Genomic DNA, 24,211 nt, shown 5'->3' on the forward strand with positions numbered 1-24,211 from the left:
GGGGAAAACTCCTTCACACCCCGTGGCCTGGCCACGGGGTGATCGTGTCGAGGGAATGGCAGATCAAAAGAAGCCCAGCGGATTGATGTCGTAGCTGACCAGCAGGTTCTTGGTCTGCTGGTAGTGGTCGAGCATCATCTTGTGGGTTTCACGCCCGACCCCGGACTTCTTGTAGCCGCCGAAGGCAGCATGCGCCGGGTACAGGTGGTAGCAGTTGGTCCATACGCGGCCCGCCTTGATCGCACGGCCCATGCGGTAGGCGACGTTCATGTCGCGGCTCCACACGCCGGCGCCCAGGCCGAACTCGGTGTCGTTGGCGATGGCCAGCGCCTCGGCCTCGTCCTTGAAGGTGGTCACGCCGATCACCGGGCCGAAGATTTCCTCCTGGAACACGCGCATCTCGTTGCTGCCCTTGAGTAGCGTCGGCTGGATGTAATAGCCGCTGGCCAGGTCGCCCTCCAGGCGCTCGGCCGCCCCGCCGGTGAGCACCTGGGCGCCCTCCTGCTGGGCGATCTCCAGGTAGCTGAGAATCTTGTCGAACTGCTGCTGCGAGGCCTGGGCGCCGACCATGGTGTCGGTGTCCAGCGGGTTGCCGCGCTTGATCTGCTTGACCTTCTTCATCACCTCGGCCATGAACGGCTCGTAGATCGACTCCTGCACCAGCGCGCGCGACGGGCAGGTGCACACCTCGCCCTGGTTGAAGAAGCCCAGCACCAGACCCTCGGCGGCCTTCTCGATGAAGGCCGGCTCGGCGTTCATGATGTCGGCGAAGAAGATGTTCGGCGACTTGCCGCCCAGCTCGACGGTGGACGGGATGATGTTCTCGGCCGCGCACTTGAGGATGTGCGAACCGACCGGGGTGGAGCCGGTGAAGGCGATCTTGGCGATGCGCTTGCTGGTCGCCAGCGCTTCACCGGCTTCGCGGCCGAAGCCCTGGACGATGTTGAGAACGCCCGGCGGCAGCAGGTCGCCGACGATTTCCGCCAGCAGGGTGATCGACAGCGGGGTCTGCTCGGCCGGTTTGAGCACGATGGCGTTGCCGGCAGCCAGGGCCGGCGCGAGTTTCCAGGCGGCCATCAGCAGCGGGAAGTTCCACGGGATGATCTGCCCGACCACGCCCAGCGGTTCGTGGAAGTGATAGGCCACCGTGCCGTCGTTGATCTCGGCGGTGCTGCCTTCCTGGGCGCGGATGCAGCCGGCAAAGTAGCGGAAGTGGTCGGCGGCCAGCGGCACGTCGGCGTTGAGAGTTTCACGCACGGCCTTGCCGTTGTCCCAGGTCTCGGCCACGGCCAGCAGCTCGAGGTTGGCTTCGATGCGGTCGGCGATCTTCAGCAGGATATGCGAGCGCTCCTGCACGCTGGTACGGCCCCAGGCATCGGCGGCGGCATGCGCGGCGTCCAGCGCCTTGTCGATGTCGGCGGCGTTGGAGCGAGGGAATTCGGCGATCACCGAGCCATCGACCGGGCTGGTGTTGCTGAAGTACTGGCCACTGAGCGGGGCGACGAACTCGCCGCCGATGTAGTTGCCGTAGCGCGGCTTGAGGGTGACGACGGCGCCTGCGGTACCGGGTTTGGCATAAATCATGAGGAGTCTCTCCGTAACGACGGTTGTTGTAGTTATGTGCAGCGAGGGCTGTGCAAGGAGCACTCACCACGATCATGAAACGATTTCATGTGATGAACTTGACGCTACAGCTGAGCGGCTGTCGTCTGCAGTCAAGTTTCGGCCTTCGGGGATGAGCGTGTCGTAAAGGGATAAATTCCACTGCCCTGTTCGGGTGCGAGTGTTTCCATATGACTCGTTTTGGGGCGTGATCGGGCGGTGGGGTTTGCTCTTGGGGTCTCTGGAGCGAGGCCTGGTGTGCGTTCGATGATCGCTTTCGGTGCCCGGTGTGTTTCTTGCTTCTTTTGCAGGCTTGTCACCGAGGAGGCATCGATGAGTTCCCTTACTGCCCAGCCCACAGGTTTGTCTTCCCAGCAGGGCGCGCCGAGCAATGCCGGCGTGTTGGCTGCAGCCGCCAGCGGGCTATGCGGTTTCATCGAGAAGCATGGCGGCGACGCTGACCGCATCCTCGGTGTGTCGGGCATCGATCCCGAATTGCTGCGTCATCCGACCCTGAGCCTGGCATTACCGAACTACTGTCAGGTGCTGGAGGAAGCGGCGCGTCAGTCCGGCTGCGATAACTTCGGCCTTTACTACGGGCAGCAGTTCAGGCCGCAGGCGCTTGGTCTGCTGGGCTATATAGGCTTGTGTTCGGCGACGTTGGAACAGGCGCTGATCAACTTCGCCAGAGCCTTTCCGCTGCATCAGCGCAACAGCCTGATTCGCCTGGTCGATGCGGGCGAGTGTTACCGCTTCGATTATCAGATTCGCCACGGCGCGATTCTCAGCCGCCGTCAGGACGCGGAGTTGACCCTGGGCATGGCGCTCAATCTGATCCGCCACGTACTGGGTAGCCAATGGGCGCCGCGGGCGGTGCACTTCGAGCATCCACGCCCGGAGCACTGGCATGAGCACTGCAAAGTGTTCGATGCGCCGGTTTATTTCGAGCAGCCATTCAATTCTCTGCTGATCCCCAAGCGCGGCCTGAACCGGGCGATGCCGGAGCACGATCCGGTGCTGTTGCTGGTGATGCAGGATTCGCTGCGGCAGCTCAGTCAGCAGAGCATGCGCAGCGAGCAGGATATTGCCGACGACACCCGCGCGCAGATTCGTCAGCAGCTGCTCTCAGGCGAGCCGACACTGGAAGGCGTGGCCGAACAGATGGGCATGACCAGCTGGTCCTTGCAGCGACGCCTGCGTGAGCAGGGGCTGAGCTTCTCGACGGTGGTGGACAAGCTGCGTTGCGAGCTGGCGACTCATTACCTGAGCCAGCAGCAACTGCCGATCACCGCCCTGGCGCCGCTGCTCGGATACTCCGAGGCCAGCGCATTCTCCCGCGCGTTTCGCCGCTGGTTCGGCGTCAGCCCGCGGCAGTGGCGGCGCGAGGGCGACGCTTCAGATTGAGGCGTCAGTAGGCTGCACGGATGGCGCGCACGTCATAGCCGTGGATGACCTGCCCGCGCATGTCGATCACCGGTATGCCGCGCCCGCCCAGGGCCTGGTAAGTGGCACGACCGGCGCTGTCCTTCTCGATATCCACTTCGCGGTAGGCGATGCCGTCTTCGGCGAACAGTTCGCGGGTCTTGGCGCAGTAGCCGCACCAACTGGTGGCGTAGAGGACGATCTCGCCACTGGCGTTGCCGGCCTGTGGCGGGTTGAGCCAGCGGTCGAGTTTGTCCCAGTTTTGCCACAGGGCCAGGGCAGCGAGAATCAGCAGGATCTTCTTCATGGCAACACGTCCTTGTGCGTGGTGGCGGCCGTCAGTTGTTGCAGAGTAAAGGGTGCCGGCTGATCCGGCCACTGCAGTTGCAAACGCTCCAGCTCGCGGGCCAACAGGCTGGCCAGCAGCAGGTCGCGCAGCCAGCGCTTGTGCGCGGGGATCACGTACCAGGGCGCGTCGGCGTGGTGGCTGGTGCTCAGCAGCTCGCTCCAGCGGCGCTGACGCTCGTCGAACTGGCGATGTGAGCGCAGGTCGCTGCTCTTGAGCTTCCAGCGCTTCTCCGGTTTTTCCAGGCGATCGACCAGGCGCCGGTACTGCTCGGCCTTGTCGATCTGCAGGTAGCACTTGAGGATGTGGATGCCCTGCGCCGGCAACTGCCGCTCGAAGGCCAGCACGTCGGCCAGGCGCTTGGGCAGTGCGTCCTCGCCACAGAGCCCGTCCAGCGGGTCGCTGATCAGCGCTTCGTAGTGGCTGCGATTGAACACCCCGAGCATGCCTGGCGCCGGCAGGCGCTGGCGATAGCGTTCTAGGAAGTGTGCCTGGCGCTCCCGCGCGCTCGGCACCTGGAAGCTGTGAATGCTCAGGCCCTGTGGGTTGCAGGCGCTCAGTACCCGGCGGATCACACCGTCCTTGCCACTGCAGTCAGGCCCTTGCAGCACCAGCAGCACGGCCTGGCGCCGGTTGGCCCAGAGCCGCGTCTGCTGCTCCAGCAGCCAGGGCTTGAGCTGCTCCAGGCGAGCCTTGGCTTCGTGTTTGCCTAGGCCGAAGGTGCGCGCCGGGTCGTCAGTCAGCGGGGCTTCGCGCTGGCACAGGCAGGCGTCGAGCACCTCATCCGCCAGGCGCGCGCTCATCTCAGTCCTGACGGCGCTTGAGCTGATCCTTCAGCTGGGTCGGCAGCTGGCGAATGATCAGCATGTCGCGACCCTCGTCATACTCGACCTTCGAGCCCAGCAGGTGCGCTTCGAAGCTGATCGACAGGCCTTCGGCGCGCCCGGTGAAGCGCTGGAACTGGCTCAGGGTGCGCTTGTCCGCCGGAAATTCCGGGGCCATGCCGTAGTCCTTGTTGCGGATGTGCTCGTAGAAGGCGCGCGGGCGGTCTTCGTCGATCAGCCCGGACAGCTCGTCGAGGGTGATCGGCTCGCCCATCTTGGCCTGGCTGGTGGCGTAGCCGACCAGGGTCTTGGTCTTTTCGCGGGCCTGTTCTTCGGGCAGGTCTTCGCTTTCGACGAAGTCGCTGAACGCCTTGAGCAGGGTACGGGTTTCGCCCGGACCGTCGACGCCCTCCTGGCAGCCGATGAAGTCGCGGAAGTAGTCCGAGACCTTCTTGCCGTTCTTGCCCTTGATGAAGGAGATGTATTGCTTGGACTGCTTGTTGTTCTGCCACTCGCTGATGTTGATGCGTGCGGCCAGGTGCAACTGGCCAAGGTCCAGGTGTTTGGCCGGGGTCACGTCCAGCGCGTCGGTCACTGCCACGCCTTCGCTGTGGTGCAGCAGGGCGATGGCCAGGTAGTCGGTCATGCCTTGCTGGTAGTGGGCCAGCAGCACGTGGCCGCCGGTGGAGAGGTTGGATTCCTCCATCAGCTTCTGCAGGTGCTCGACGGCCTGGCGGCTGAAGGCGGTGAAGTCCTGCTCGCCGTCGAGGTAGGCCTTGAGCCAGCCGCTGAACGGGTAGGCGCCGGACTCCTCGTGGAACAGGCCCCAGGCCTTGCCCTGCTTGGCGTTGTAACTCTCGTTGAGGTCGGCCAGCAGGTTTTCCATGGCTTGCGAGGTGGCCAGCTCGCTGTCGCGGGCGTGCAGTACGGCAGGGCTGCCGTCGGGCTTCTTGTCGATCAGGTGGACGATGCAGTGACGGATCGGCATGGCGGTCTCGATGGGCAAATTCAAACAGGGGCGCAGTTTACCCGAAGCGGGTCATGGATTCTGGTGCGGATGCATCGTTGAAGGGGATGCAGCAGATCGCGGCTGAAGCCCGCGGAAGTCGTCGCGGGCTACAAAGCCAGAGCTTTCGCGGCTGAAGCCGCTCCTACAGGGAGACGTCTTGTAGGAGCGGCTTTAGCCGCGATCGCTGTTCTGGTTGCGTAGGCTGGATTTATCCACCGCGTCGGCATCAGGACCTGCGCATCGGTGGACATGAACAGCGATGTCCCCCCTAGGATTGGCGGCGCTGCTGCAGCGCGCGCAACCGCTCGATCACATAGCGCACGTGCAGGTGCAGCTCGTACAGCTGGTTGGAGTACGACAGCGGCACTTCCACGGCGGCCAGCTCCTGTTCCAGGTGTTCCAGGCGCTCGATTTCACTGTCGAGTTCGGCTGGCAGTGAGCCAGCGTGCAGCTTGCGATCGACTTCACGCAGGTACTTGTACCAGCGGTAGATGCGCGCGCGGATGCGCCACTGGTAGATCGGCCCGACCGCCTTGAACAGCGGGATCATCACCACGATCAGGGGGATCAGCAGGATGATGTAGCGGTCGGCCAGCGAGGCGATGCGAAATGGCAGGTAGCGCTGCAGGATCGGCAGGCCCTTTTCATAGTAGTGCACGGCATCCTTGTGCAGTTCGAAGGTGCGCGGCTCGGCGCTGGGGAAGGTGCCGGCAGCGTCGAGCAGGGTGCCGTCGCGCATCACTTCGCGGCTGGCTTCGAGAAACAGTGGCACCAGGCCGGGGTTGAAGTCTTCGTTGACCACCAGGGTGGCCACCGGGGCCAGAGTGACGATGTCGCGATCCGGGGCGTTGCTGGCCAGGTCGAGCAGGCCCTCGCCGACGGTCACCTGATTGAAGAACGGCAGGCGCGCTTCGTAGGCCGCCGCGCGGCGAAAGTGCGCCAGGGCGATATCCGGGTTGGCCGCCAGTTGCTGCACCAGGGTATTTTCCGCCGGCCCGACGAAGAAGGCCGCGTCCAGTTCGCCCGCCATCAGCGCGCGGGCTGCCTTGCCTCCGCCGAGGCTCTGCCAGCTCGGTGGATATTGCTCCGGCGAGATGGCGTTGGCGCCGAGGATGGCATCACTGGCGGCACGGGTGCCGCTGCCTTCGCCGCCGAGGCCGAGGCGCAGCGGCAGCAGATCGGCGATGCGGTCCAGGCTGACGTCACGGCGGTAGAACAGCCACAGCGGTTCCTGATAGATCGCCCCCAGGCTTTCCAGCTGGTGCTGCTGCTCGGGCGCCAGCTGGCGCTCCAGGCCGCTCTGCACCAGGGCGATCTGTACTTCCGGGTCCTTGGCCAGCAGGCGCTGCAGGTTGTCGCGCGAGCCGGACGACGGCACCAGAGTAAGCTCGAAACCCTCCTTGGCCAGTTCTTCCTTGAGGCGTTCTGCGAACTGCTGGTAGGCGCCACCCTGGGCGCCGGTGGCCATGCTGGCGCTCATCGGCGGTGGCGGCGCGACGAACTGGAACAGCGCCCAGACCAGGCCAGCCACCACCGGGACGATCCACAGGTTGGCCAGGATCATGATTTTCAGGTCATTGAGTACGCGGCGCATGGGGCTTCCTTTCAGCGAATTCAGCCTAAGGATAGAACCCCATGCGCCCCGAGGTCATCTGCAGTGTGGCTGGCCGCTAGCAACACGGTGGACAGGCGTAGGGCGGACGACGCTTCACCCGTCCACCGACAGCGCCTTGCGCGATGGCGAATGAAAAGAGCGTCATCCACCCTACGCCAGCGCCTTGTGCCTGGCGCGCAGGTGGCTGAACAGCAGCAAGGCGGCGAGCAGCACCAATGCATACAGCGCATCGCTGCCCAGCATGGCCAGCACCGCTGCACAGAGCAGCGCGCTGAGTCCGGCCAGCAGGCGCCAGACGCCGCGCAGCAATACCCAGCCTGCGGCCATGCTGAGCAGGTAGATCAGCACGAAGTTGCCGTTGGCGTAGCGGATCAGGTCGTCCACCGACAGATTCATGGTGGCCGACAGCACGGCGCACAGCGCGCAACTGATCACCACCAGCAGCAAGGCCTTGCCGGGTACGCCCTGGCGGTTGCGTACGGCCAGTGCAGCGGGCAGGCGGCCCTCCTCGGCCAGGCTCCAGATCAGCCGGGCGAAACCCTGGATGTACACGTTCATCGAGGCGAAGCAGGCCAGATAGCCGAGCACCGCCACCAGCACTCGCGCCCGCTCGCCCAGCAATTGCTCGAACAGGCGGGGCAGGGCGGTGGTGTCGCTGTGTACGTCGCCGTAGGTGGCGAAACTCAGCACCGCCACCGAACAGGCCCAGTACACCAGGCCGGCCAGCAGCACGCCGAGCAGCAGCGCCAGGGGAAAGTCCCGCTCCGGGTGTTTGAACTCCTCGCCCAGATGGGTGAAGGCCTCGATACCGACGAAGCACCAGAACATCACCCCCAGCGCTGTCGGCAACAGGTGCCATTGGCCGTCCATGGCCGGCAGCAGGGGCTGGCTGGCGCGTGGCAGATCACCCATCCACCAGATCAGCGCCACGCTGGATACGATGGCCACGGCGATCAAGCCCTGCAGCAGGCCTGATGCCTTTGGCGGGCGCTGGCCGAGCAGGAGGATGGCGCCCAGTGTGGCCAGTTCGATGGCCAGCAGCCCGGCCCGGTCGAGATCGAACAGCGCCAGCCAGAAGCCGCTGGCGATATGCAGCGCAGCGGGCAAGCCGACCGGCAGCACGGCGAGAAACAACAGGGCGCTGACGCCTTCCATGCGCAGGCCGAAGGCGCGGCCGATCAGATGCGGCGCGCCGCCGGCGTGGGGGAAGCGCTTGCCCAGTTGGGCGAAGGTGAAGGCCACCGGCAGCACCAGGGCAATCAGGATCATCCAGGCCCATAGCGACGCCTGGCCTGCGGCGGTGGCGGCCAGTGCCGGCACCACGAAGATGCCAGTGCCGAGCAGCGAGGTGCTGAGTAGGGCGATACCCTGCAGCAGGCCCAATTCCTTGTTCAATCGACTCATGGGGTATGCTCGTCACTTTTCAGATGCTGCCATGGTAGAGCGCCGCCCGATTACAGGCTGTCGCCTTTTGCCGACGAAATGGCGGTTTCCACCGTCAACCTGATTGCCACCCCGAGAAGCCCCGTGGACAAGTTTGATCGTCAGATCCTCGCCCTGCTGCGCAGTGATGCGCGCACCTCCGTCAGCCAGATCGCCCGTGAGGTCAACCTTTCCCGTTCGGCGGTCAGCGAGCGGATTCGCCATCTGGAACAGAGCGGGGTGATTCGCGGCTATCACGCTCAGGTTGCGGTGCCGGGCGAGGGCGGGGTCAGGGCTTACCTCGAACTCTTCTACCAGAACGCCCGTTGCCAGGACTACGTCGAACGCATGCGCGAATACCCGGAAATCCGCCATTGCAGCGGCATCAGCGGCGAGACCGACATGCTGGTACTGGTCGAGGCGCCGAACATGGCGCGCCTGAGCGAAGTGCGCGCGGCCATCGAAGCCTTCCCGCAGATGCAGCGGGTCAAGACCCATGTCGTGGTACAGGACTGGCCGCTATGAGCCTGCGCGTCCTGCACAGCTCCGACTGGCACCTGGGCCAGCACTTCATGGGCAAGACCCGCCAGGCCGAGCACCAGGCCTTCTGCGCCTGGCTGCTGGAACAGGTACGTACGCACCAGGTGGATGTGCTGCTAATTGCTGGTGATGTATTCGACACCGGCGCACCGCCCAGCTATGCCCGCGAGCAGTATTACCGCCTGGTGGTCGAACTGCGCGATGCCGGTTGCGCTCTGATCGTGCTCGGCGGCAACCACGACTCGCCGGCCATGCTCGGCGAGAGCCGCAGCCTGCTGGCGCAACTGGGCACCCAGGTGGTGCCGGGCGTGGGGCTCGACCTGGCCGAACAGGTGCTGCTGCTCAATGATCGCGCCGGCCAGCCCGGCGCCATCCTCTGCGCCATCCCCTTCATTCGTCCGCGTGACGTGCTGGCCAGTCAGGCCGGGCAGAGCGCGCAGGACAAGCAGCAATCATTGCAACAGGCCATCGCCGCGCATTACCAGGCCTTGTACGAGCTGGCGCTGGGCAAGCGCGAGGCGTTGGGCCAGGCGCTGCCGATCATCGCCACCGGCCACCTCACCACCGTCGGTGCCAGTGCCAGCGAGTCGGTGCGCGAGATCTACGTCGGTAGCCTGGAAGCCTTCCCCACCAGCGCCTTCCCGCCGGCTGACTACATCGCCCTTGGCCATATACATCGCCCACAGAAAATCGGCGGCCTGGAACACATCCGCTACAGCGGCTCGCCGATTGCCCTGTCCTTCGACGAAGCGCGCCAGCAGAAGGAGGTGCTGCTGCTGGAGTTCGGCACTGCCGCGCTGCAATCGATCACGGCATTGCCCGTGCCGGTGTTCCAGCCCATGGCCAGCCTGCGTGGCTCGCTCAAGGAACTGGCCGATGCCATCGCAGGCATCGCCAGCCAGGGCACGCCCGAACGGCCCGTCTGGCTGGAAGTGCAGGTGAGCAGCGACGACTATCTCAGCGATCTGCAAAGCCGCATCAACACTCTGTGCGAAGGGCACCCCGTGGAAGTGCTGCGCATCCGCCGCGAGCGTGGCAATGCGGCAGCCGGCCTGGCCAGCGAAGCACGGGAGACGCTGGACGAGCTGAGCGTGGAGGACGTCTTCGCCCGGCGCCTGCAGCAAGAGACATTTGAGGAAGAGGATGCCCGGCGCCTGCAGGGTTTGTATCGGCAGGTGCTGGAGGCGCTGCCCAAGGCTTAGCGGCACAGACCCTGTAGCCCGGATGCAATCCGGGAATGGCGGTCGCGATAATCTCTGTCGGCCTAGCAGACTCTGAACTGCGCAGATATCACTAACCGGCGCCCAATTGCCAACCATCAGAGAAAGGCGTTGACCTCGGCAGTATCAGTAATTGGCTGGTAATAGCATTATTTGAAAGAGTTTTTCAGGGCGAGGATGAGGAGGGTGCGGAGTTATACGGAAGACTCTACTATCGGATTAGTGCTGTCTCCACCTAATCACTGTTAGGCCTGCCACATGACCGAAACTCTCCTCCTCTTCGCCATCGTCGCGTTCATCGGCATCGCAACGCCCGGCCCCACGGTGTTGCTGGCGCTTACGAACGGCTCCCGCCTTGGCGTCCGAGCGTCGGTTCCCGGCATGGTCGGCGCGGTGTTGTCCGACTTCCTCCTCATCGGAGCCGTGGCGCTTGGCCTCGGCGCCTTGCTCGCCGCCTCGGAATTCTGGTTCTCGGTCTTCAAGTGGGTTGGTGTTGCGTACTTGGCCTATCTGGGCCTGCGCCTGTTGCGATCCACCGGTTCACTTGCACTTCCATCAGAAGAGAGTGGGGGCTTTGCGCCCAGTCGGCGCACCGTCTTCCTCCGTAGCCTGCTCGTCGCAGTCACGAATCCAAAGGGATACCTCTTCTTTTCCGCATTCCTGCCGCAGTTCATTGTGCCCTCGGAGCCCCAGTGGCCGCAGTACTTGGCACTCGCGGTCACCTTCGCAAGCATCGACTTCGCCGTCATGCTCGGCTATGCATGCGCCGGAGCCCAGGCAATGAAGGTGCTTCGGGCAAAGGGTGCACTCTGGTTGGAGAGAGTTTGTGGTGGTGCCCTTCTCGCATTGGCCGGCTCTCTGGCGCTCTACCGAAAGCAGGCCTAACCCTCCGCTTAAGCGGCCGTCGTCCGCCGCTCAGCTCAAACATCAGGTGCACTCATGGAAGAACCCGCAAAACCTGCCCAGGCAAACACCAGCAGTAACTTGGTCTTCTATGGCATTGTCATTTGTGGGCTAGGTGGCAGTTTATGGCTCATATACATGGTCTATACAGCCATAATCATGATCATCTCTGACAAAGGGCTAGAAACTTTATAGAACCTTCTGGTTAGTACAGTTTAATTGGTATGGTTTTCTTGCTTTTGCAGTAGCGTGTACTGGTGCTATTGTCATTTTTCTTTGGTTTCGGTGGCACGAAAAAATGCAATGGAAAAGCCTTCAGAAAATATGCTCGGCGTAAACGCACACCTAACTAGTGTATATGGACTCTCCCCACAAGTAGTGAGCAAAGCTTTGCTTTTGCACTTGTCGTCAGCGCGGTTGCATTCGTATATCCGGCCTGTGTTGGGCTTTGCCGCCCTGGCCATTCTGTAGTTCGCGCAGCGAAAAAAGGGGGCAGATTTATTTATGGCACAGCGCTATCAGGCTAAAAATAAATTTGTCCCCTTTTCGGAAAGCAATGGGCACATTGGGGCGTACTTCCAATCGGAGAATAAACCTGCTCCTTTTATCCTTTCACTCTCCATAGACCTTAATGAACATTGATCGAGCCACCCTTTCGGACGTTCGTGCAATAGCAGAGATTCATGTTGATGCGTGGCGTTCGGCTTACGCCCGAATCCTGCCTGCGGACTATCTAGCTTCACTATCGGTCTCTCAGCGAGAGGCCATGTGGAGGGCTGTCGTCGAATCTGGGCAGCCGGATCTGCTCGTCGCCAAGGACAACGGCGATGTCCTCGGTTGGGTAGCTTTTGGCGATTGCAGGGACCAGGATGCAAAACCTGCTCAGGCGGAGGTCTGGGCTATCTATGTCGCACCGACCAGTTGGTCTGCGGGCGTTGGTCGCCAACTGTGGCAGCGGACCCGAGACATTCTGTCCGAGCGGGGTTACAGCGTATGTAGCCTGTGGGTCTTGCCAGAGAATGAGCGGGCAATCCGTTTCTATCGGTCAGTCGGGTTTGGGGCAGATGATGTACCTCCGCAGCAGTTCGAACTGGGTGGTAGCTGTTTTCAAGAGGTTCGCTACATTTGCCCACTTGTTGCCTAGTTCTTCTGCTTTCATTGGTGCATATCAGGTCATCACTACTATCTTGATAGCAGGCCTTAAAGGAAGCTTCAGGAAGGGGGTGGTATGCGCAATCAATCATGGCTGCTGGTTTCTCTCGTCGGCGTGTTTTCTCCAGTTGCGGCGTGGGCTGAATCAGGGGCGGCTGATTTCTCTTTGAAAGCGCGGCAAGACGGCGGCTTCTTTGCCGGTGTGGATGTGCTGACCGGCAAGGCTTATGGCTCGTCCGATACGAAGGATGGTGGTGCACCGTTCGCGGGTGGCGGTGTTGTCGATGAGGTGAAGTTCAAGCGCACGACCGGGCTCGGTGGTCACGTTGGCTACCGCTTCGATTCGGCGTGGTCGGTTTTCGTCAGTTACCAGCACTCGCGGGGCGACGTCAGCTGGAACGCGGATTTCCCCATGCTGGGCGTGGCCTCTTCATACAAAGGCAAGGCCACCAGCAATATCGTGATGGGCAACGTGGCCTACGACCTGGCACTGTCGAAGGCGACTGCGTTGCGCCTGAGTGGCGGTGTCGGCGTGGCTTACAACAAGCTGGCCGATGTGGAGGAGCATAATCGACCTGGTGGTGAGTACCTGTCCGAGCTGGCTGAGGAAACGAAGCGCAATTGGGCAGCCCAGGTCGGCGTTGGCCTGCGTCACCGCGTCACGACGAATACCGAGCTGGGGCTGGATTTACTGGCCACCTATACCGGCGGTTTTGAAACCGGTGATAGCCGCTTCGGCAATCTTGGCGAAACCGAGATCAAGCCCTATCGAATCGACGATGTCTGGCGAGCCGATCTCAACGCTTCCGTGCGCTATACGTTCTGATCGAGAGTACTGTCGAGTGCTCTGTGAGGGCCGCAGGCCCGCTTCGCAATGAGGCGGGCTAACCTCTCATCGACGCCGATACCATTCGCCAGTGGCTTAACTCCAGTGTCAGGCAATTGAGCATGATCATCCTCGAAACATCCTGGCTTAACGCCTGGTCAGATCTCGACCTACAGCCTCCGGCAGGTCTGTTCGAGCAGCTGGTTGGTGCCTACGAGCAACCGCAGCGGCACTATCACTCGCTGCAGCATCTGCGCGAATGCCTGATGCATTTCGAGCAGTCACGGCATTTGGCGCAGCGACCGGGGGAGGTGGCCATCGCGCTCTGGTTCCATGACGCCGTCTACGACGTGCGCGGCAAGGACAACGAGCGCCAGAGCGCGGATTGGGCGTGCCGGGTGCTTGCGAGCTGTCAGGCCAGCCAGGTGACGTTGGCGCGGGTCGAGAAGCTGATCATGGTCACCCGACATGACGCGACGCCCAGCGAGCCGGATGAGCAGTTACTGGTGGATATAGACCTGGCGATTCTCGGGGCTGCGCCAGAACGTTTCGCCGAGTACGACGCCCAGGTACGTGCCGAGTACGCCTGGGTGCCGGGCTTCGTGTACCGAATGAAGCGGCGCTCTGTGCTCAAGTCATTTCTTGCACGACCGACTCTCTACAGTACGGATCATTTCAGAGCGCGTTACGAGGCGCAGGCGCGGAGCAATCTCGCTGCCGTGCTGTGAAGCAGGGCCAGGGTGGCGATCCGCATCGCATCGGGCGCGAATAGCGTTCTATGCTGTGCAATAGTGGCTTTTCGACAGGGGAGTGAAAGTGCCGTTGTTCAATGCCTTGCTGCGAGCGCTTGACCCTTTGCATGGAGTGCCCGAAGCGACTCGGCAAGCCTTCGCCTGCTGGTATTTGCAGGCGAAGATTGCGCAGATCCGCTACGTGGCTTTTCTTACTACCGGGCTGTACCTGATCTATGCCGCCATCGAACAGAATGTCGAGGCCGACCAGCCTTTCGCGCGGCTGATCGTTCATGCGTTGCTGGTGCCGGGGCTGCTGCTGGCGATCGGGCTGCTTAGCTTCCAGCCAAGGCAGCAGCCCTTGATGCTGGGTTTGCTGTCGGCCGCTCCAATCATCTCGGTAGTGGCCAATCTCTACTTCAACTTCGGCTCGCCGCGCTTTACCTTCTACGCACCGGAAATCTACCTCAACCTGATGTGGACCTTCGCCGTATCCGGGCTGACGCTCAAGCGCGCGATGCTCACGTCTCTGGTTTCTCTCACGGCGATCCTGCTGGTCACTCTGGAGCAGTCGCTGATGCCCGGCATGCAGCGCCTGCATCTGATCTGGATCCTGGCGTCGTTCTCCTTCGGACTGCTCAGCGCCTTTCTGCTGGAGAAGGCGCACAAGCGCATGTTCCTGCATCAGGACAGCCTGGCCCTGAGCGCCAGCATCGACAGCCTGACCGGGCTGTGGAATCGCTCGCGCACCCTGCATTTTCTGGTCGAGGAGGGCGCTCGGGCCAATCGCTACGGCACGCCGTTCTCGGTGGTGCTGATCGACATCGATCACTTCAAGAGCGTCAATGACACCCATGGCCATGCCGTGGGCGACAGCGTGCTGCGTCAATTCGCCGGTCTGCTGCGCGATGGCGTGCGTGTGGTGGACAAGGTCGGGCGGCTCGGTGGCGAGGAGTTTCTCATCATCCTGCCGGAGATCGATGCGGCCCACGCGGAGCAGGCGATGCAGGCTCTGCAGCAACGCATTAACGGCTTTACCTTCGACCGGGTGCAACGCAAGAGCGCCAGCTTCGGCATCGCCGAATATCGTCCGGGGGAGAGCCTGGACAGCCTGATGGAGCGTGCGGACCAGGCGATGTACTGCGCCAAGGCCGGTGGCCGCGACCGTATCGCGATACTGTGAGTGCAGCTCTGAACCGGCCATGAACGGTATCGGTCGAAATCGTTACACCCCTTCCAGTGGAGAGCGTCATGCAAATAACTGCACCGTTTATTCTCGCGGCTGTGGCCGTAGCGTTGCTGGCCGGCTGCGCCAAATCCTCCGGCGCGCACGACGCCAAGGTGACCGAGCAATGGCTGGGTCGCTGGAATGGGCCGGAGGGCACTTACCTGGACATCACCGGCTCGCCTGCCGATTACCGCCTGACCATCGCCAACCTCGATGGTCCACGGCGTTTCGTCGGGCGTGCGCAGGGGGCGAAGATCGTCTTCGTGCGCGACGGTGTGGTGGAGAGCATCCGTGCTACCGACGGCGAAGCCACCGGCATGAAATGGCTGCAGGACAAGCGCAACTGCCTGACCGTGCGCAGCGGCGAGGGCTATTGCCGCGACTGAGCCTGCAAGGCGCGGCGGACAATGCCAGAATGACGGCCTTCATCGGCTTACGACCTGTGCATGAAAATCCTCAGCCTGCGCCTCAAGAACCTCAATTCCCTCAAGGGCGAATGGAAGATCGACTTCGCCGCCGAGCCCTTCGCCGGTAGCGGCCTGTTCGCCATCACCGGGCCGACCGGCGCGGGCAAGACCACGTTGCTCGACGCCATCTGCCTGGCCCTGTATCACCGCACGCCGCGTATGAGCACGCTGTCGGCCAGCGGCAACGAGCTGATGACCCGGCACACCGCCGATTGTCTGGCCGAGGTCGAGTTCGAGGTGAAAGGGCAGGGCTATCGTGCCTTCTGGAGCCAGCGCCGCGCGCGGGACAAGGTCGACGGTGCGCTGCAGGCGCCCAAGGTCGAGCTGGCGCGGATCGAAGGCGGCGAAATCCTCACCGACAAGATCCGCGAGAAGGAAAGCCTGACTGCCGAACTGACCGGCCTGGACTTCGAGCGTTTCACCAAGTCCATGTTGCTGGCCCAGGGCGGTTTCGCCGCGTTTCTCGAGGCCAACGCCAACCAGCGCGCCGAACTGCTCGAAGAGCTGACCGGCACCGAGGTCTACGGTCAGATTTCCCAGCAGGTTTACGAGCGCACCAAGGCCGCCGAGCAGGCGCTGAATCTGCTGAAAAGTCGTGCCCAGGGTATGGAGTTGCTGGACGAGGCGCAGCGCGCCGAGCTGCAGGCAGAGACCGAGCGCTTGCGTAACGAGGAGGCGCCGCTGCTCGCCAGCCAGCAGCAATGGCTGGCGCAGCGCCGTTGGCGCGAGGACCTTCAGCAAGCCGAGCAGCAACAGCAGCAGGCGCGTCAGGCTTTGCACCAGGCGCAGCAGACGGCCGCCGCCGCAGCGGCTGACTTGCAGCGCCTGGCTGCCAGTGAGCCGGCCGCGCGTTTGCAGCCGTTGTATCAGAGCATGCAGCAGGCGCAGCGTGATCACCTGCAGGCCGACGTCAGCCTGCAGGCCCTGCAGCAGCAACTGCAGAACAATGCCGAGGCCGAGGGTCAGCAGCTGTGGCTGGCCAGCCGCTATGCCGGGCAGGCACTGCTGCAGCGGCAGGCCCAGCTGCAGCATCTGGCTGTGCAGCATCAGCGTGTGCAGGCGCAACTTGATCAAGCGCCGCAGCGAGCGCAGCTGGGGGAACTGCTGGGAGGCTGGAGGGCGCAGTTCGACCGGCGCAGCCAGTTGCAGGCCGAGCAGCACGGCCTGCAGACGCGACTGCAGAACACCGCGCAGCAACTGCAGCGGGTGCAGGACGAGGTCGTCGAACTCGAACGCCAGACCCACGACGCAGGTGAAAAACTCGCTGCCGCTCAGGCCGCCGAGGTGCAGCAGCAACAGGCTCTGCAGGCGCTGCTGGGCGAGGGCGGTGAGGCCGGCTTGCGCCAGCGTTGGCAAGCGCTGCAGCAGCGCCTGCGTGGGCTGGAGCGCCTGCAGCAGCTGGCCGATACGCGCGCGCAACTGCTGACGCAGATCGCCGCGCTGCAGCCGCAGCTGGTCCGCCAGCAACAGCTGCATACCGAGCGCAACGAACAGATCGTCGCGCTGCGCGAGCGCTACAAGACGCTGCGCGAACAGATCGCCGACAAGGAGAAACTGCTCGAACAGGAGCAGCGCATCCAGGCACTGGACGTCTATCGCCAGCAGCTGCAGGCCGGTGACGCCTGCCCGCTGTGCGGCTCCCACGAGCATCCGGCGATCAGCGAATATCAGGCGCTGAATGTCCCGGCGACGCAGCAGGCGCTGCAGTTGGCCCGTGAAGAACTGGAGCGCCTGAAAAACGAGGGTTCCAGCCTGGGTGAGGCGCAGGCCAAGCTCAGTGCGCAGATCGAGCAGCAGCAGTTGCAGCTCGATCAGGCCCGCGAGCATTTGGCGCAACGTGATGTGCAGTGGCAGCAACTGCAAGCCGAGCAGGCGTTCGAGCTGGCTGACGCGGCCGCGGTGCGCGAGCAACAGCAGATACACGAAACGCAGCTGGCCGAGCTGCAGGCGCGGCAGACCGCGCTGGACAGCCAGCAGCGCGTACTCGACCAGGCGCGCGTGGCCCGTGAAGCGGCCAGGCAGATGCTGGAGGCGCTGGAGAAACGCCACCTGCAGGCGCAGGGCGAGCGTCGCACGCTGCAGACGCAGCAGGCCGATCAGCAGCAGCAACTGGATGCATTGCTGCACACGCAACAGGCTCAGGAACAGGCGCTATTGGCGGCGCTGGATGGTTTTGCCGAGGCGTTGCCGGCTGATGGACAAGCCTGGTTAACCGCGCAGCAGGATGCCTGGCAGAGCTGGCAGCAGAACCTGAGTCAGGCGCAGCAGCTACAGGAGCAGCAGCGTGAGGCTCAGCGCCTGCTTGGCGAAGCTCAGGCTCAGGCCGAACATTGGCTGCAGCGCTGGCAGGCTGCCGGCAGCGCGCCGCTGGCCGAGCCTGACCAGGAGGCGCAACCGGCGCAGGCGCTGGACACAGCGCTCAGCCGTCTGGCAGCGGTGCAGCGCGAAGGTGCCGAACTAAAAGGGCGCGAGCAGAGCTTGCAGGCGCAACTGGCGCAGACGCAGGCGCGGCTGGACGAGACTGGGGGGCACTGGTTGCAGGCGCTGACGACCAGCCCCTTCGCCGATGAAGCGGCATTTCTCGCGGCGCGCCTCGATGACGCCGAACGCGAACGCCTGAGCGCCCTGCAGGCGCGTCTGCAGCAGGCGCAGAGTGAGGCCGGCACCTTGCTTGCCGCCGCCGAGGCGCACTGGCAGCAATTGCACGTGCAGGCGCTGAGCACATTGAGCCTGGCCGAACTGGATGAGCAACTGCTGGCCGTGCAGGCGCGCTTGCGCACCTGCAGCGAGCGCCTTGGCGAGCTGCGTGGCCAACTGCAGGCCGATGAGGCGCGGCGTAGCAGCCAGCAGGCGCTGTTTGCCGAGATCGAGACGCAGGCCGTTGAGCAGGCCTTGTGGCAACAGCTCAACGGCCTGATCGGCTCGGCCGACGGCGCCAAGTTCCGCAAGTTCGCCCAGGGCCTGACCCTCGACCATCTGATCCACCTGGCCAACCGCCAATTGGCACGCCTGCACGGTCGCTACCAATTGGCGCGCAAGAGCAGTGGTGAGCTCGAACTGGAGGTGTGCGACACCTGGCAGGCTGACGTGGCGCGCGACTGCCGCACGCTGTCTGGCGGCGAGAGCTTCCTGGTCAGCCTGGCGCTGGCATTGGCGCTGTCGGACCTGGTCAGCCACAAGACCAGCATCGACTCGCTGTTTCTCGACGAGGGTTTTGGCACCCTGGACGGCGAGACGCTGGAGGTGGCGCTCGATGCCCTGGACAACCTCAACGCCAGCGGCAAGACCATCGGTGTGATCAGTCACGTCGAGGCGATGAAGGAGCGTATTCCCGTGCAGTTGCGGGTGCACAAGGGTGTCGGCCTGGGTTACAGCCGGCTCGACGCGCGTTTTGCGGTGAAGGAAGGAGCGTAGCGATGCTGATGCGAGCGAAGGATTCCACCCTGCTGGTGATCGACCTGCAGGAACGGCTGCTGCCGGCCATCGACGGCGGCGCGGCAGTGGTCGAGCAGGCCGCCTGGCTGGTGCAGGTGGCGCAGCGCCTGCAGGTACCGGTGATCGCTACCGAGCAGTACCCCAAGGGGCTGGGGTATACCGAGCCGAGCCTGCATGAGCTGCTGCCGGGGGGCGGGCTGCGGGAGAAAATTCATTTCTCGGCAACCGCCGGGGCCGGGGTATTCGACTTACCCGGTGGCGAGCGCCAGCAGTTCATCGTCTGCGGTACCGAAACCCACGTCTGCGTCCTGCAGACGGTGCTCGGCCTGCTGGCCGCCGGGCGCGAGGTGTTCGTGGTCGACGAGGCGGTGGGCTCGCGCCGGGCGCGCGACAAGGCACTGGGCCTGGCGCGCATGGAGCGGGCCGGGGCGGTGATCGTCTCGCGTGAGATGGTCGCCTTCGAGTGGCTGGAGCAGGCCGGCACGGAGGTATTTCGCGAGGTCAGCAAGGGCTTTATTCGCTGAAGCTGTCGCGGCTCAAGCCCCTCCCGCATTCCAGGCCAGGGCGTCCCGTGTGGGAGAGGCTTTAGCCACGACACGCGAACAAGGATTCCGCCGCGTGTGATCTACGGCTAGAGTGCTGGCGCCTGTCTCATCCTTGGATGTTTCTGCATGACCTTCGCCTCGTGGCTGACCATCGGCTTGTTTGCCTTCACCTATCTCGGTATGGCTGCCGGCGGCATTCGCGGCCTGCGCATCGACCGCAGCTGGATCGCCTGCTGCGCCGCGGTGCTGTTGCTGGTCAGTGGGGCGTTGGGCATGGAAGAGGCTGCCCATCATCTGGACCCGGGCGCATTGTTGTTGCTGCTGGCGCTGATGCTGATCTCCGCGCAGTTCGATTTTTCCGGGGTCTATGCCTGGCTCAACCGCTACCTCACCGAGCATGCCGAGCGTCCAGCCGTTCTGTTACTGGGCGTGGTGCTGCTCGGCGGCGTGCTCTCAGCGGTGCTGGTCAACGATATCGTCGCCTTCGCCCTGACCCCGCTACTGTGTCGCAGCCTGCACCAGCGAGGCCTGGAGCCACGGCCGTTTCTGTTGGCGCTGGCGTTGTCGTGCAATGCCGGCTCGGCCGCGAGTCTGATCGGCAACCCGCAGAACATTCTCATCGGCCAGGCCGGCGGCCTGGATTTCTGGGGATACGTGGCCGTGGCGGGGCCGCCTGCGCTGGCTGCGATGGCGATCGTTTACGCGGTGATCTGGCTGCAGTGGCGGCAACGCTGGGGGGAGGCCAGGCCGCTGACGGTGGACGACACACCGGTCGAGCATATCTATGGTGCGCACAGCTATCTGAAGCCGCTGCTGGCCAGCGTGGCATTGCTGGCGCTGTTCGCCACGGCGATGCCGCGCGAGCTGTCGGCGCTGCTGGTAGCGGTGCTGGTGATGGTCTCGCGCCGCGTGGACAGCCGTGACTATGTGAACAAGGTGGACTGGAACCTGCTGCTGTTGTTCGTGGGGCTGTTCCTGGTCAGCGGCGCCGCGCTGCAGCTACCACAACTGGCGCAGGGCGCCACCTGGCTGGCCGAGCAGGGCCTGTTGCCACAGGGCGTGGTATCGCTGGCCACGGCCGCTCTGGTGGCGGGCAATCTGATCGGCAACGTGCCCTTCGTGGTGCTGCTGCTGGGGCTGATGCCCGATCTGTCACATTCGGTGCTGATCGGCCTGGCGGTCATGTCGACGTTGGCCGGCAACCTGTTACTGATTGGCAGCGTGGTCAACCTGATCGTCGCCGAAGCGGCGAAACGCCAGGGCGTCAGCCTGGGTTTCGTCGATTATGCGCGCAGCGGCGTGCCGGTGACGCTGCTGAGCATGACGGTGGCCGGGCTTTGGCTGGCGCTGGGTGGCTGGCTGCCCTGGTAGAAGGAACTGCCAGCCAGCTGGCTCAGCGCCAGCGACTGTCGCGCCAGGCGCTGCGTGCTGGCGCATCCTTGAAGGTCCAGGCCACCAGGCGGCTTTGCTTCTGTCCCTGGGACATACCGAGGATGCGGACTTCGGCAGCGCCGGCCCTGGCCAGCCAGCCCTGTAGCAACTCCACATTGCTGCCTTTGGAGACCAGGCTGCTGAACCACAGCACCTGCTTTGCCACCTGCGCGCTTTCGCTGGCCATGCGCTTGAGAAATCCTGCCTCACCACCAGGGCACCAGAGTTCGGCGGCCTGGCCGCCGAAGTTGAGTACCGGCAGCTTGCGTTTCGGGTCGAGCTTGCCGAGGTTGCGCCACTTGCGCGTGCTGCCGCTGCTGGCTTCGGCGGCGCTGGTATGGAAGGGCGGGTTGCACAAGGTCAGGTCGAAGCGCTCGTCGCTGTGCAGCAGGTCGGCGAAGATCTGCTCGGCATGAGGCTGCAGACGCAGCTCGATGGCGCCGCTCAGTTGCGCGTTGGCGTCGACGATGGCGCGTGCCGAGTCCAGCGCGGCGGCTGCGATATCGGCCCCGAGAAAGTGCCAGCCATATTCGCAATGGCCGATCAGCGGGTAGATGCAGTTGGCGCCGACACCGATATCCAGCGCGTGAACCCTGGCTCCCTGGGGGATCTGCGCATCGTTGTCGGTCGCCAGCAGATCGGCAAGGTTGTGCAGGTAGTCGGCGCGCCCGGGAATCGGCGGGCACAGGTAGCCATCGGGGATGTCCCAGTGGCGAATGCCGTAGTACTGCGCCAGCAGCGCGCGGTTGAATACCTTGACCGCCGCCGGATTGGCGAAGTCGATGCTCGGCTTGCCGTAGGGGTTGGTGATGACGAACTCGCCCAGCTCGGGGCTTGCCTTGATCAGCGCCGGGAAGTCGTAACGCCCCTGGTGACGATTGCGCGGGTGCAGCTCGCCCTTGCTCGGTGTGCTCTTCACGGCAGCGGGGGCGGGTTTGCGCGGGCGTTTCGGCGGCTGGGGCATGGTGGTCATCTGCTCAGGCGGGCGCGGGATTTTCCCACGCTTTGCTCGCCGACAGTAACCCGAGATTAAGGCAAAGCCATCTGTGCGCTGTTTAACGAAATATGGCGAGTGGACATAAAGCAGCCAGCCTCGCGTTGACCCACGTCAATGGGGTGCTCGCCTGCCGTCTTAGACTGCCAGCCTTTTCGATCAGCAGCTTGGAGGCACTGTGGCATATCTGCAATGGAGTGATGACTTGGACACCGGTATCGCGGTCATCGATGATCAGCACAAGCGTATCGTTGCCATGATCAATCAGTTGGACGATGCCCAGCACGCCGCCAGCAGGAGCAGGGTGGGCACGGTGATCGACGAGTTGATCGATTACACCGTCTCGCATTTCGCCTTCGAGGAGGCGATGCTCGAGGAAGCTGGCTATGTCTTCACCAAGGCGCACAAGCGGGTGCACGCCCTGTTCATCAAGCGCGTGGAGGACTACCGCCAGCGCTTCATCAGTGGCGAGGATATCGCCGACGAACTCAAGGGGCTGCTGGGGCGCTGGCTGTTCAGCCATATCCGCAGCGACGATCGAAACTATGTCGAAGCCGTCAATGACAACCTGCGTCGACTCAGTGCCGATGTCTCCGAGGGCGGTTGGCTACGTCGCGCCGGGCGGCGCTTCTTCCGTGGTGCCGCGTGAGCCACCTCAGAGCGGAAAGAGCAGCGGTACCAGCGCCACGCTGACGATCATCACCAGCAGGGTGAAGGGCACGCCGACACGCACGAAGTCGCCGAAACGATACTGACCCGGACCGAGCACCAGGGTGTTTACCGGTGAGGAGATCGGTGTCATGAACGCCGCCGAGGCGGCCAGGGCCACGGTCATGGCGAAGGGCAGCGGCGAGGCACCCAGCGCCTGCGCGGTGGCAATGGCCACCGGCGCCATCAGCACCGCTGTGGCGGTGTTGGAGATGAACAGGCCGATCACGGCGGTCAGGACGAACAGACTGGCGAGGATCAGTCGTGGCCCGGCATCGCCCAGACCACCTACCAGTCCTTGTACCGCCAGTTCGACGCCACCGGTCTGTTGCAGCGCCTGGGCGAAAGGCAGCATACCGACGATGAGGATCAGCGTCGGCCAGTGAATGGCGCGGTAGGCGCTGTCCAGGTCGATGCAGCGGAACGCGCCCATCAGCAGGCAGGCGATCAGCGCGGCCTGCACGTTGGGCACCAGGCCGCTGACCATCAGCAGCACCATCAGCGCCAGGCTGAGCAGTGCGTAGGGCGCCTTGCGTGCAGCAGGGGCCACCTCGGCCACTTCCGCCGGCAAACTGAGCACCAGGAAATCCCGATTCAGCCCCTGCAGGCGGTGGATGTCGCGCCAGGCGCCGGCTACCAGCAGGGTATCGGAGGCCTTGAGCTTTTCGTCCACCAGCACGCCCTCCAGCGCCTGGCCCTGGCGGCGCAGGCCGACCACGTTGAGCTTGTGCCGCGAGCGAAAGCCCAGCTCCTGGATGCTCTTGCCCGGCAGTTGCGATTCCGGCGGCAGCGCCACTTCGGCCAGGCCCAGTTCGTGGGCGTGCAGGCTGAAGTACGAATGCGGCAGCGGCATGGGCGCCAGGCCCAGGGCCTGGTAGCTGCCGAGCAGGCCGATGGTGGGGCTGGCGATGTCCACCAGCAGTATGTCGCCCGGCTCCAGCAGGGTATTGCCGCTGGCCATCAGCAGCAGGGTGCGCAGGCGCTGGCGGCGTTCGACGGCGATGACATTGATGCCATGCTCGCGGCGCAGTTGCAGTTCGTTGAGCACCTGATTGACCAGCGGCGAGTCGGCGCGCACTTGCAGGCGCCGCTCGCGCTCGCTGAGGCGATAGCGCTCGGCTAGATCGGCCAGGGTCAGCCGCGGCGGTTCGGCGTTGCCGTGGGCGTCATTGCGCACCAGCCAGCGCCGCGCGATCAGCATGTAGCCAACGCCCAGTACCAGCACGGCCAGGCCTATCGGGGTGAAGGCGAAGAAATCGAAGCCAGCCAGTCCGGCGCGGCGCAGCTCGGCATGCACCACCAGATTCGGCGGCGTCGCAACTAGGGTGAGCATGCCGCTGATCAGCCCGGCGAAGGCCAGTGGCATCATCAGTCGCGCCGGGGCGATGCGCAGCCGTGCGGCGACGCCGAGCACCACGGGGATGAAGATCGCCACCACGCCGGTGGAACTCATCACCGAACCGAGGCCGGCCACCGCGAGCATCAGCAGGATCAGCAGGCGCGTCTCGCTGCTGCCAGCTTTGGCCACCAGCCAGTCACCGAGGCGGTAGGCGATGCCGGTGCGCACCAGGCCGTCGCCGATGATGAACAGCGCGGCGATCAGGATGACGTTGGCGTCACTGAAACCGGCCAGGGTCTGCTGCAGGTCGAGCACGCCGGTCAGCGGCAGGGCAACCAGCACCAGCAGGGCGACCACGTCCATGCGTGGTTTGCCGATGACGAAGAGGGTGATGGCGCCGGCCAGCAGGCCCAGCACCCAGAGCAGATCCAGATTCATCGCGCTTCCTATTG

At 64.0% G+C, this 24,211-nt stretch carries 21 protein-coding genes; 13 read left to right on the forward strand and 8 right to left on the reverse strand.

What is annotated here, in order from left to right:
• Window positions 1-63 precede the first annotated feature (63 nt).
• Complete coding sequence (gene exaC / locus PCLY_RS18600) at window positions 64-1,584, reverse strand: acetaldehyde dehydrogenase ExaC (RefSeq protein WP_061241092.1); 1,521 nt, start codon at window positions 1,582-1,584, stop codon at window positions 64-66.
• Between the two features lie 351 nt (window positions 1,585-1,935).
• Between exaC and qhpR the strand changes: the two genes are divergently transcribed.
• Complete coding sequence (gene qhpR, locus PCLY_RS18605) at window positions 1,936-3,006, forward strand: AraC-like transcriptional regulator QhpR (protein ID WP_061241093.1); 1,071 nt, start codon at window positions 1,936-1,938, stop codon at window positions 3,004-3,006.
• 4 nt (window positions 3,007-3,010) lie between these two features.
• Here qhpR and PCLY_RS18610 read toward each other — a convergent pair whose 3' ends face one another.
• The 5 genes from PCLY_RS18610 to yjeH all read right to left on the reverse strand — a co-directional run bounded on the left by PCLY_RS18610 (window position 3,011) and on the right by yjeH (window position 8,222).
• Window positions 3,011-3,331: a glutaredoxin family protein gene (locus tag PCLY_RS18610; RefSeq protein WP_061241094.1), complete on the reverse strand. Its 321-nt coding sequence runs from the start codon at window positions 3,329-3,331 to the stop codon at window positions 3,011-3,013.
• Window positions 3,328-4,173, reverse strand: a complete 846-nt coding sequence (locus PCLY_RS18615) for a polyphosphate kinase 2 family protein (RefSeq protein ID WP_061241095.1) — start codon at window positions 4,171-4,173, stop codon at window positions 3,328-3,330. The genes PCLY_RS18610 and PCLY_RS18615 overlap by 4 nt, the downstream gene beginning before the upstream one ends.
• Before the next feature lies 1 nt (window position 4,174).
• Entirely contained in the window at window positions 4,175-5,182 is a 1,008-nt protein-coding gene (gene yejK, locus PCLY_RS18620) for a nucleoid-associated protein YejK (RefSeq protein WP_061241096.1), read from the reverse strand.
• A gap of 289 nt (window positions 5,183-5,471) precedes the next feature.
• Window positions 5,472-6,797, reverse strand: coding sequence for a TAXI family TRAP transporter solute-binding subunit (locus PCLY_RS18625; protein WP_061241097.1), 1,326 nt, complete (start codon window positions 6,795-6,797; stop codon window positions 5,472-5,474).
• Window positions 6,798-6,968: 171 nt separating this feature from the next.
• Window positions 6,969-8,222: an L-methionine/branched-chain amino acid transporter gene (yjeH, locus tag PCLY_RS18630; RefSeq protein ID WP_061241098.1), complete on the reverse strand. Its 1,254-nt coding sequence runs from the start codon at window positions 8,220-8,222 to the stop codon at window positions 6,969-6,971.
• Between the two features lie 123 nt (window positions 8,223-8,345).
• Between yjeH and PCLY_RS18635 the strand changes: the two genes are divergently transcribed.
• The 11 genes from PCLY_RS18635 to PCLY_RS18685 all read left to right on the forward strand — a co-directional run bounded on the left by PCLY_RS18635 (window position 8,346) and on the right by PCLY_RS18685 (window position 20,658).
• Window positions 8,346-8,765: an Lrp/AsnC family transcriptional regulator gene (locus tag PCLY_RS18635; RefSeq protein ID WP_061241099.1), complete on the forward strand. Its 420-nt coding sequence runs from the start codon at window positions 8,346-8,348 to the stop codon at window positions 8,763-8,765.
• Entirely contained in the window at window positions 8,762-9,982 is a 1,221-nt protein-coding gene (sbcD, locus tag PCLY_RS18640; protein ID WP_061241100.1) for an exonuclease subunit SbcD, read from the forward strand. The genes PCLY_RS18635 and sbcD overlap by 4 nt, the downstream gene beginning before the upstream one ends.
• A gap of 276 nt (window positions 9,983-10,258) precedes the next feature.
• Entirely contained in the window at window positions 10,259-10,885 is a 627-nt protein-coding gene (locus PCLY_RS18645; RefSeq protein WP_061241101.1) for a LysE family translocator, read from the forward strand.
• Between the two features lie 784 nt (window positions 10,886-11,669).
• Window positions 11,670-12,047: a GNAT family N-acetyltransferase gene (locus tag PCLY_RS18650; RefSeq protein ID WP_231740188.1), complete on the forward strand. Its 378-nt coding sequence runs from the start codon at window positions 11,670-11,672 to the stop codon at window positions 12,045-12,047.
• A gap of 84 nt (window positions 12,048-12,131) precedes the next feature.
• Window positions 12,132-12,881 (forward strand): outer membrane protein, encoded by a 750-nt coding sequence (locus PCLY_RS18655; RefSeq protein WP_061241103.1) that lies wholly within the window; start codon window positions 12,132-12,134, stop codon window positions 12,879-12,881.
• A 122-nt stretch (window positions 12,882-13,003) separates the two neighbouring features.
• Window positions 13,004-13,609 carry an HD domain-containing protein gene (locus PCLY_RS18660; protein WP_061241104.1) on the forward strand — a complete coding sequence of 202 codons (606 nt, stop codon included), beginning with the start codon at window positions 13,004-13,006 and terminating at the stop codon, window positions 13,607-13,609.
• A gap of 205 nt (window positions 13,610-13,814) precedes the next feature.
• Complete coding sequence (locus PCLY_RS18665; protein ID WP_231740176.1) at window positions 13,815-14,795, forward strand: GGDEF domain-containing protein; 981 nt, start codon at window positions 13,815-13,817, stop codon at window positions 14,793-14,795.
• A gap of 68 nt (window positions 14,796-14,863) precedes the next feature.
• Window positions 14,864-15,226, forward strand: coding sequence for a hypothetical protein (locus PCLY_RS18670; protein ID WP_061241105.1), 363 nt, complete (start codon window positions 14,864-14,866; stop codon window positions 15,224-15,226).
• Window positions 15,227-15,286: 60 nt separating this feature from the next.
• Window positions 15,287-18,721: an SbcC/MukB-like Walker B domain-containing protein gene (locus PCLY_RS18675; protein ID WP_061241106.1), complete on the forward strand. Its 3,435-nt coding sequence runs from the start codon at window positions 15,287-15,289 to the stop codon at window positions 18,719-18,721.
• A 2-nt stretch (window positions 18,722-18,723) separates the two neighbouring features.
• Complete coding sequence (locus PCLY_RS18680) at window positions 18,724-19,266, forward strand: hydrolase (RefSeq protein ID WP_061241107.1); 543 nt, start codon at window positions 18,724-18,726, stop codon at window positions 19,264-19,266.
• Window positions 19,267-19,413: 147 nt separating this feature from the next.
• A complete protein-coding gene (locus PCLY_RS18685; RefSeq protein WP_061241108.1) occupies window positions 19,414-20,658 on the forward strand; it encodes an SLC13 family permease in 1,245 nt (414 codons plus the stop codon).
• A 22-nt stretch (window positions 20,659-20,680) separates the two neighbouring features.
• On the opposite strand, the gene rlmF is transcribed toward PCLY_RS18685, so the two are convergent.
• Window positions 20,681-21,682, reverse strand: a complete 1,002-nt coding sequence (gene rlmF / locus PCLY_RS18690; RefSeq protein ID WP_061241625.1) for a 23S rRNA (adenine(1618)-N(6))-methyltransferase RlmF — start codon at window positions 21,680-21,682, stop codon at window positions 20,681-20,683.
• A gap of 208 nt (window positions 21,683-21,890) precedes the next feature.
• Between rlmF and PCLY_RS18695 the strand changes: the two genes are divergently transcribed.
• On the forward strand, window positions 21,891-22,361 hold the full coding sequence (locus tag PCLY_RS18695) for a bacteriohemerythrin (protein WP_061241109.1): 471 nt from the start codon (window positions 21,891-21,893) through the stop codon (window positions 22,359-22,361).
• 6 nt (window positions 22,362-22,367) lie between these two features.
• On the opposite strand, the gene PCLY_RS18700 is transcribed toward PCLY_RS18695, so the two are convergent.
• Window positions 22,368-24,197 (reverse strand): SLC13 family permease, encoded by a 1,830-nt coding sequence (locus PCLY_RS18700; protein ID WP_061241110.1) that lies wholly within the window; start codon window positions 24,195-24,197, stop codon window positions 22,368-22,370.
• Window positions 24,198-24,211: the final 14 nt, after the last annotated feature.

Source organism: Ectopseudomonas composti, assembly GCF_001567565.1.
In the GTDB taxonomy this organism is placed as follows: domain Bacteria; phylum Pseudomonadota; class Gammaproteobacteria; order Pseudomonadales; family Pseudomonadaceae; genus Aquipseudomonas; species Aquipseudomonas composti_A.

What these genes read in the sequence shown, in the direction of transcription:
- exaC (WP_061241092.1), bottom strand. Translation starts at nt 1,584, where the DNA reads ATGATTTATGCCAAACCCGGTACCGCAGGCGCCGTCGTCACCCTCAAG.
- qhpR (WP_061241093.1), top strand. Translation starts at nt 1,936, where the DNA reads ATGAGTTCCCTTACTGCCCAGCCCACAGGTTTGTCTTCCCAGCAGGGC.
- PCLY_RS18610 (WP_061241094.1), bottom strand. Translation starts at nt 3,331, where the DNA reads ATGAAGAAGATCCTGCTGATTCTCGCTGCCCTGGCCCTGTGGCAAAAC.
- PCLY_RS18615 (WP_061241095.1), bottom strand. Translation starts at nt 4,173, where the DNA reads ATGAGCGCGCGCCTGGCGGATGAGGTGCTCGACGCCTGCCTGTGCCAG.
- yejK (WP_061241096.1), bottom strand. Translation starts at nt 5,182, where the DNA reads ATGCCGATCCGTCACTGCATCGTCCACCTGATCGACAAGAAGCCCGAC.
- PCLY_RS18625 (WP_061241097.1), bottom strand. Translation starts at nt 6,797, where the DNA reads ATGCGCCGCGTACTCAATGACCTGAAAATCATGATCCTGGCCAACCTG.
- yjeH (WP_061241098.1), bottom strand. Translation starts at nt 8,222, where the DNA reads ATGAGTCGATTGAACAAGGAATTGGGCCTGCTGCAGGGTATCGCCCTA.
- sbcD (WP_061241100.1), top strand. Translation starts at nt 8,762, where the DNA reads ATGAGCCTGCGCGTCCTGCACAGCTCCGACTGGCACCTGGGCCAGCAC.
- PCLY_RS18645 (WP_061241101.1), top strand. Translation starts at nt 10,259, where the DNA reads ATGACCGAAACTCTCCTCCTCTTCGCCATCGTCGCGTTCATCGGCATC.
- PCLY_RS18650 (WP_231740188.1), top strand. Translation starts at nt 11,670, where the DNA reads ATGTGGAGGGCTGTCGTCGAATCTGGGCAGCCGGATCTGCTCGTCGCC.
- PCLY_RS18655 (WP_061241103.1), top strand. Translation starts at nt 12,132, where the DNA reads ATGCGCAATCAATCATGGCTGCTGGTTTCTCTCGTCGGCGTGTTTTCT.
- PCLY_RS18660 (WP_061241104.1), top strand. Translation starts at nt 13,004, where the DNA reads ATGATCATCCTCGAAACATCCTGGCTTAACGCCTGGTCAGATCTCGAC.
- PCLY_RS18670 (WP_061241105.1), top strand. Translation starts at nt 14,864, where the DNA reads ATGCAAATAACTGCACCGTTTATTCTCGCGGCTGTGGCCGTAGCGTTG.
- PCLY_RS18675 (WP_061241106.1), top strand. Translation starts at nt 15,287, where the DNA reads ATGAAAATCCTCAGCCTGCGCCTCAAGAACCTCAATTCCCTCAAGGGC.
- PCLY_RS18680 (WP_061241107.1), top strand. Translation starts at nt 18,724, where the DNA reads ATGCTGATGCGAGCGAAGGATTCCACCCTGCTGGTGATCGACCTGCAG.
- PCLY_RS18685 (WP_061241108.1), top strand. Translation starts at nt 19,414, where the DNA reads ATGACCTTCGCCTCGTGGCTGACCATCGGCTTGTTTGCCTTCACCTAT.
- rlmF (WP_061241625.1), bottom strand. Translation starts at nt 21,682, where the DNA reads ATGCCCCAGCCGCCGAAACGCCCGCGCAAACCCGCCCCCGCTGCCGTG.
- PCLY_RS18700 (WP_061241110.1), bottom strand. Translation starts at nt 24,197, where the DNA reads ATGAATCTGGATCTGCTCTGGGTGCTGGGCCTGCTGGCCGGCGCCATC.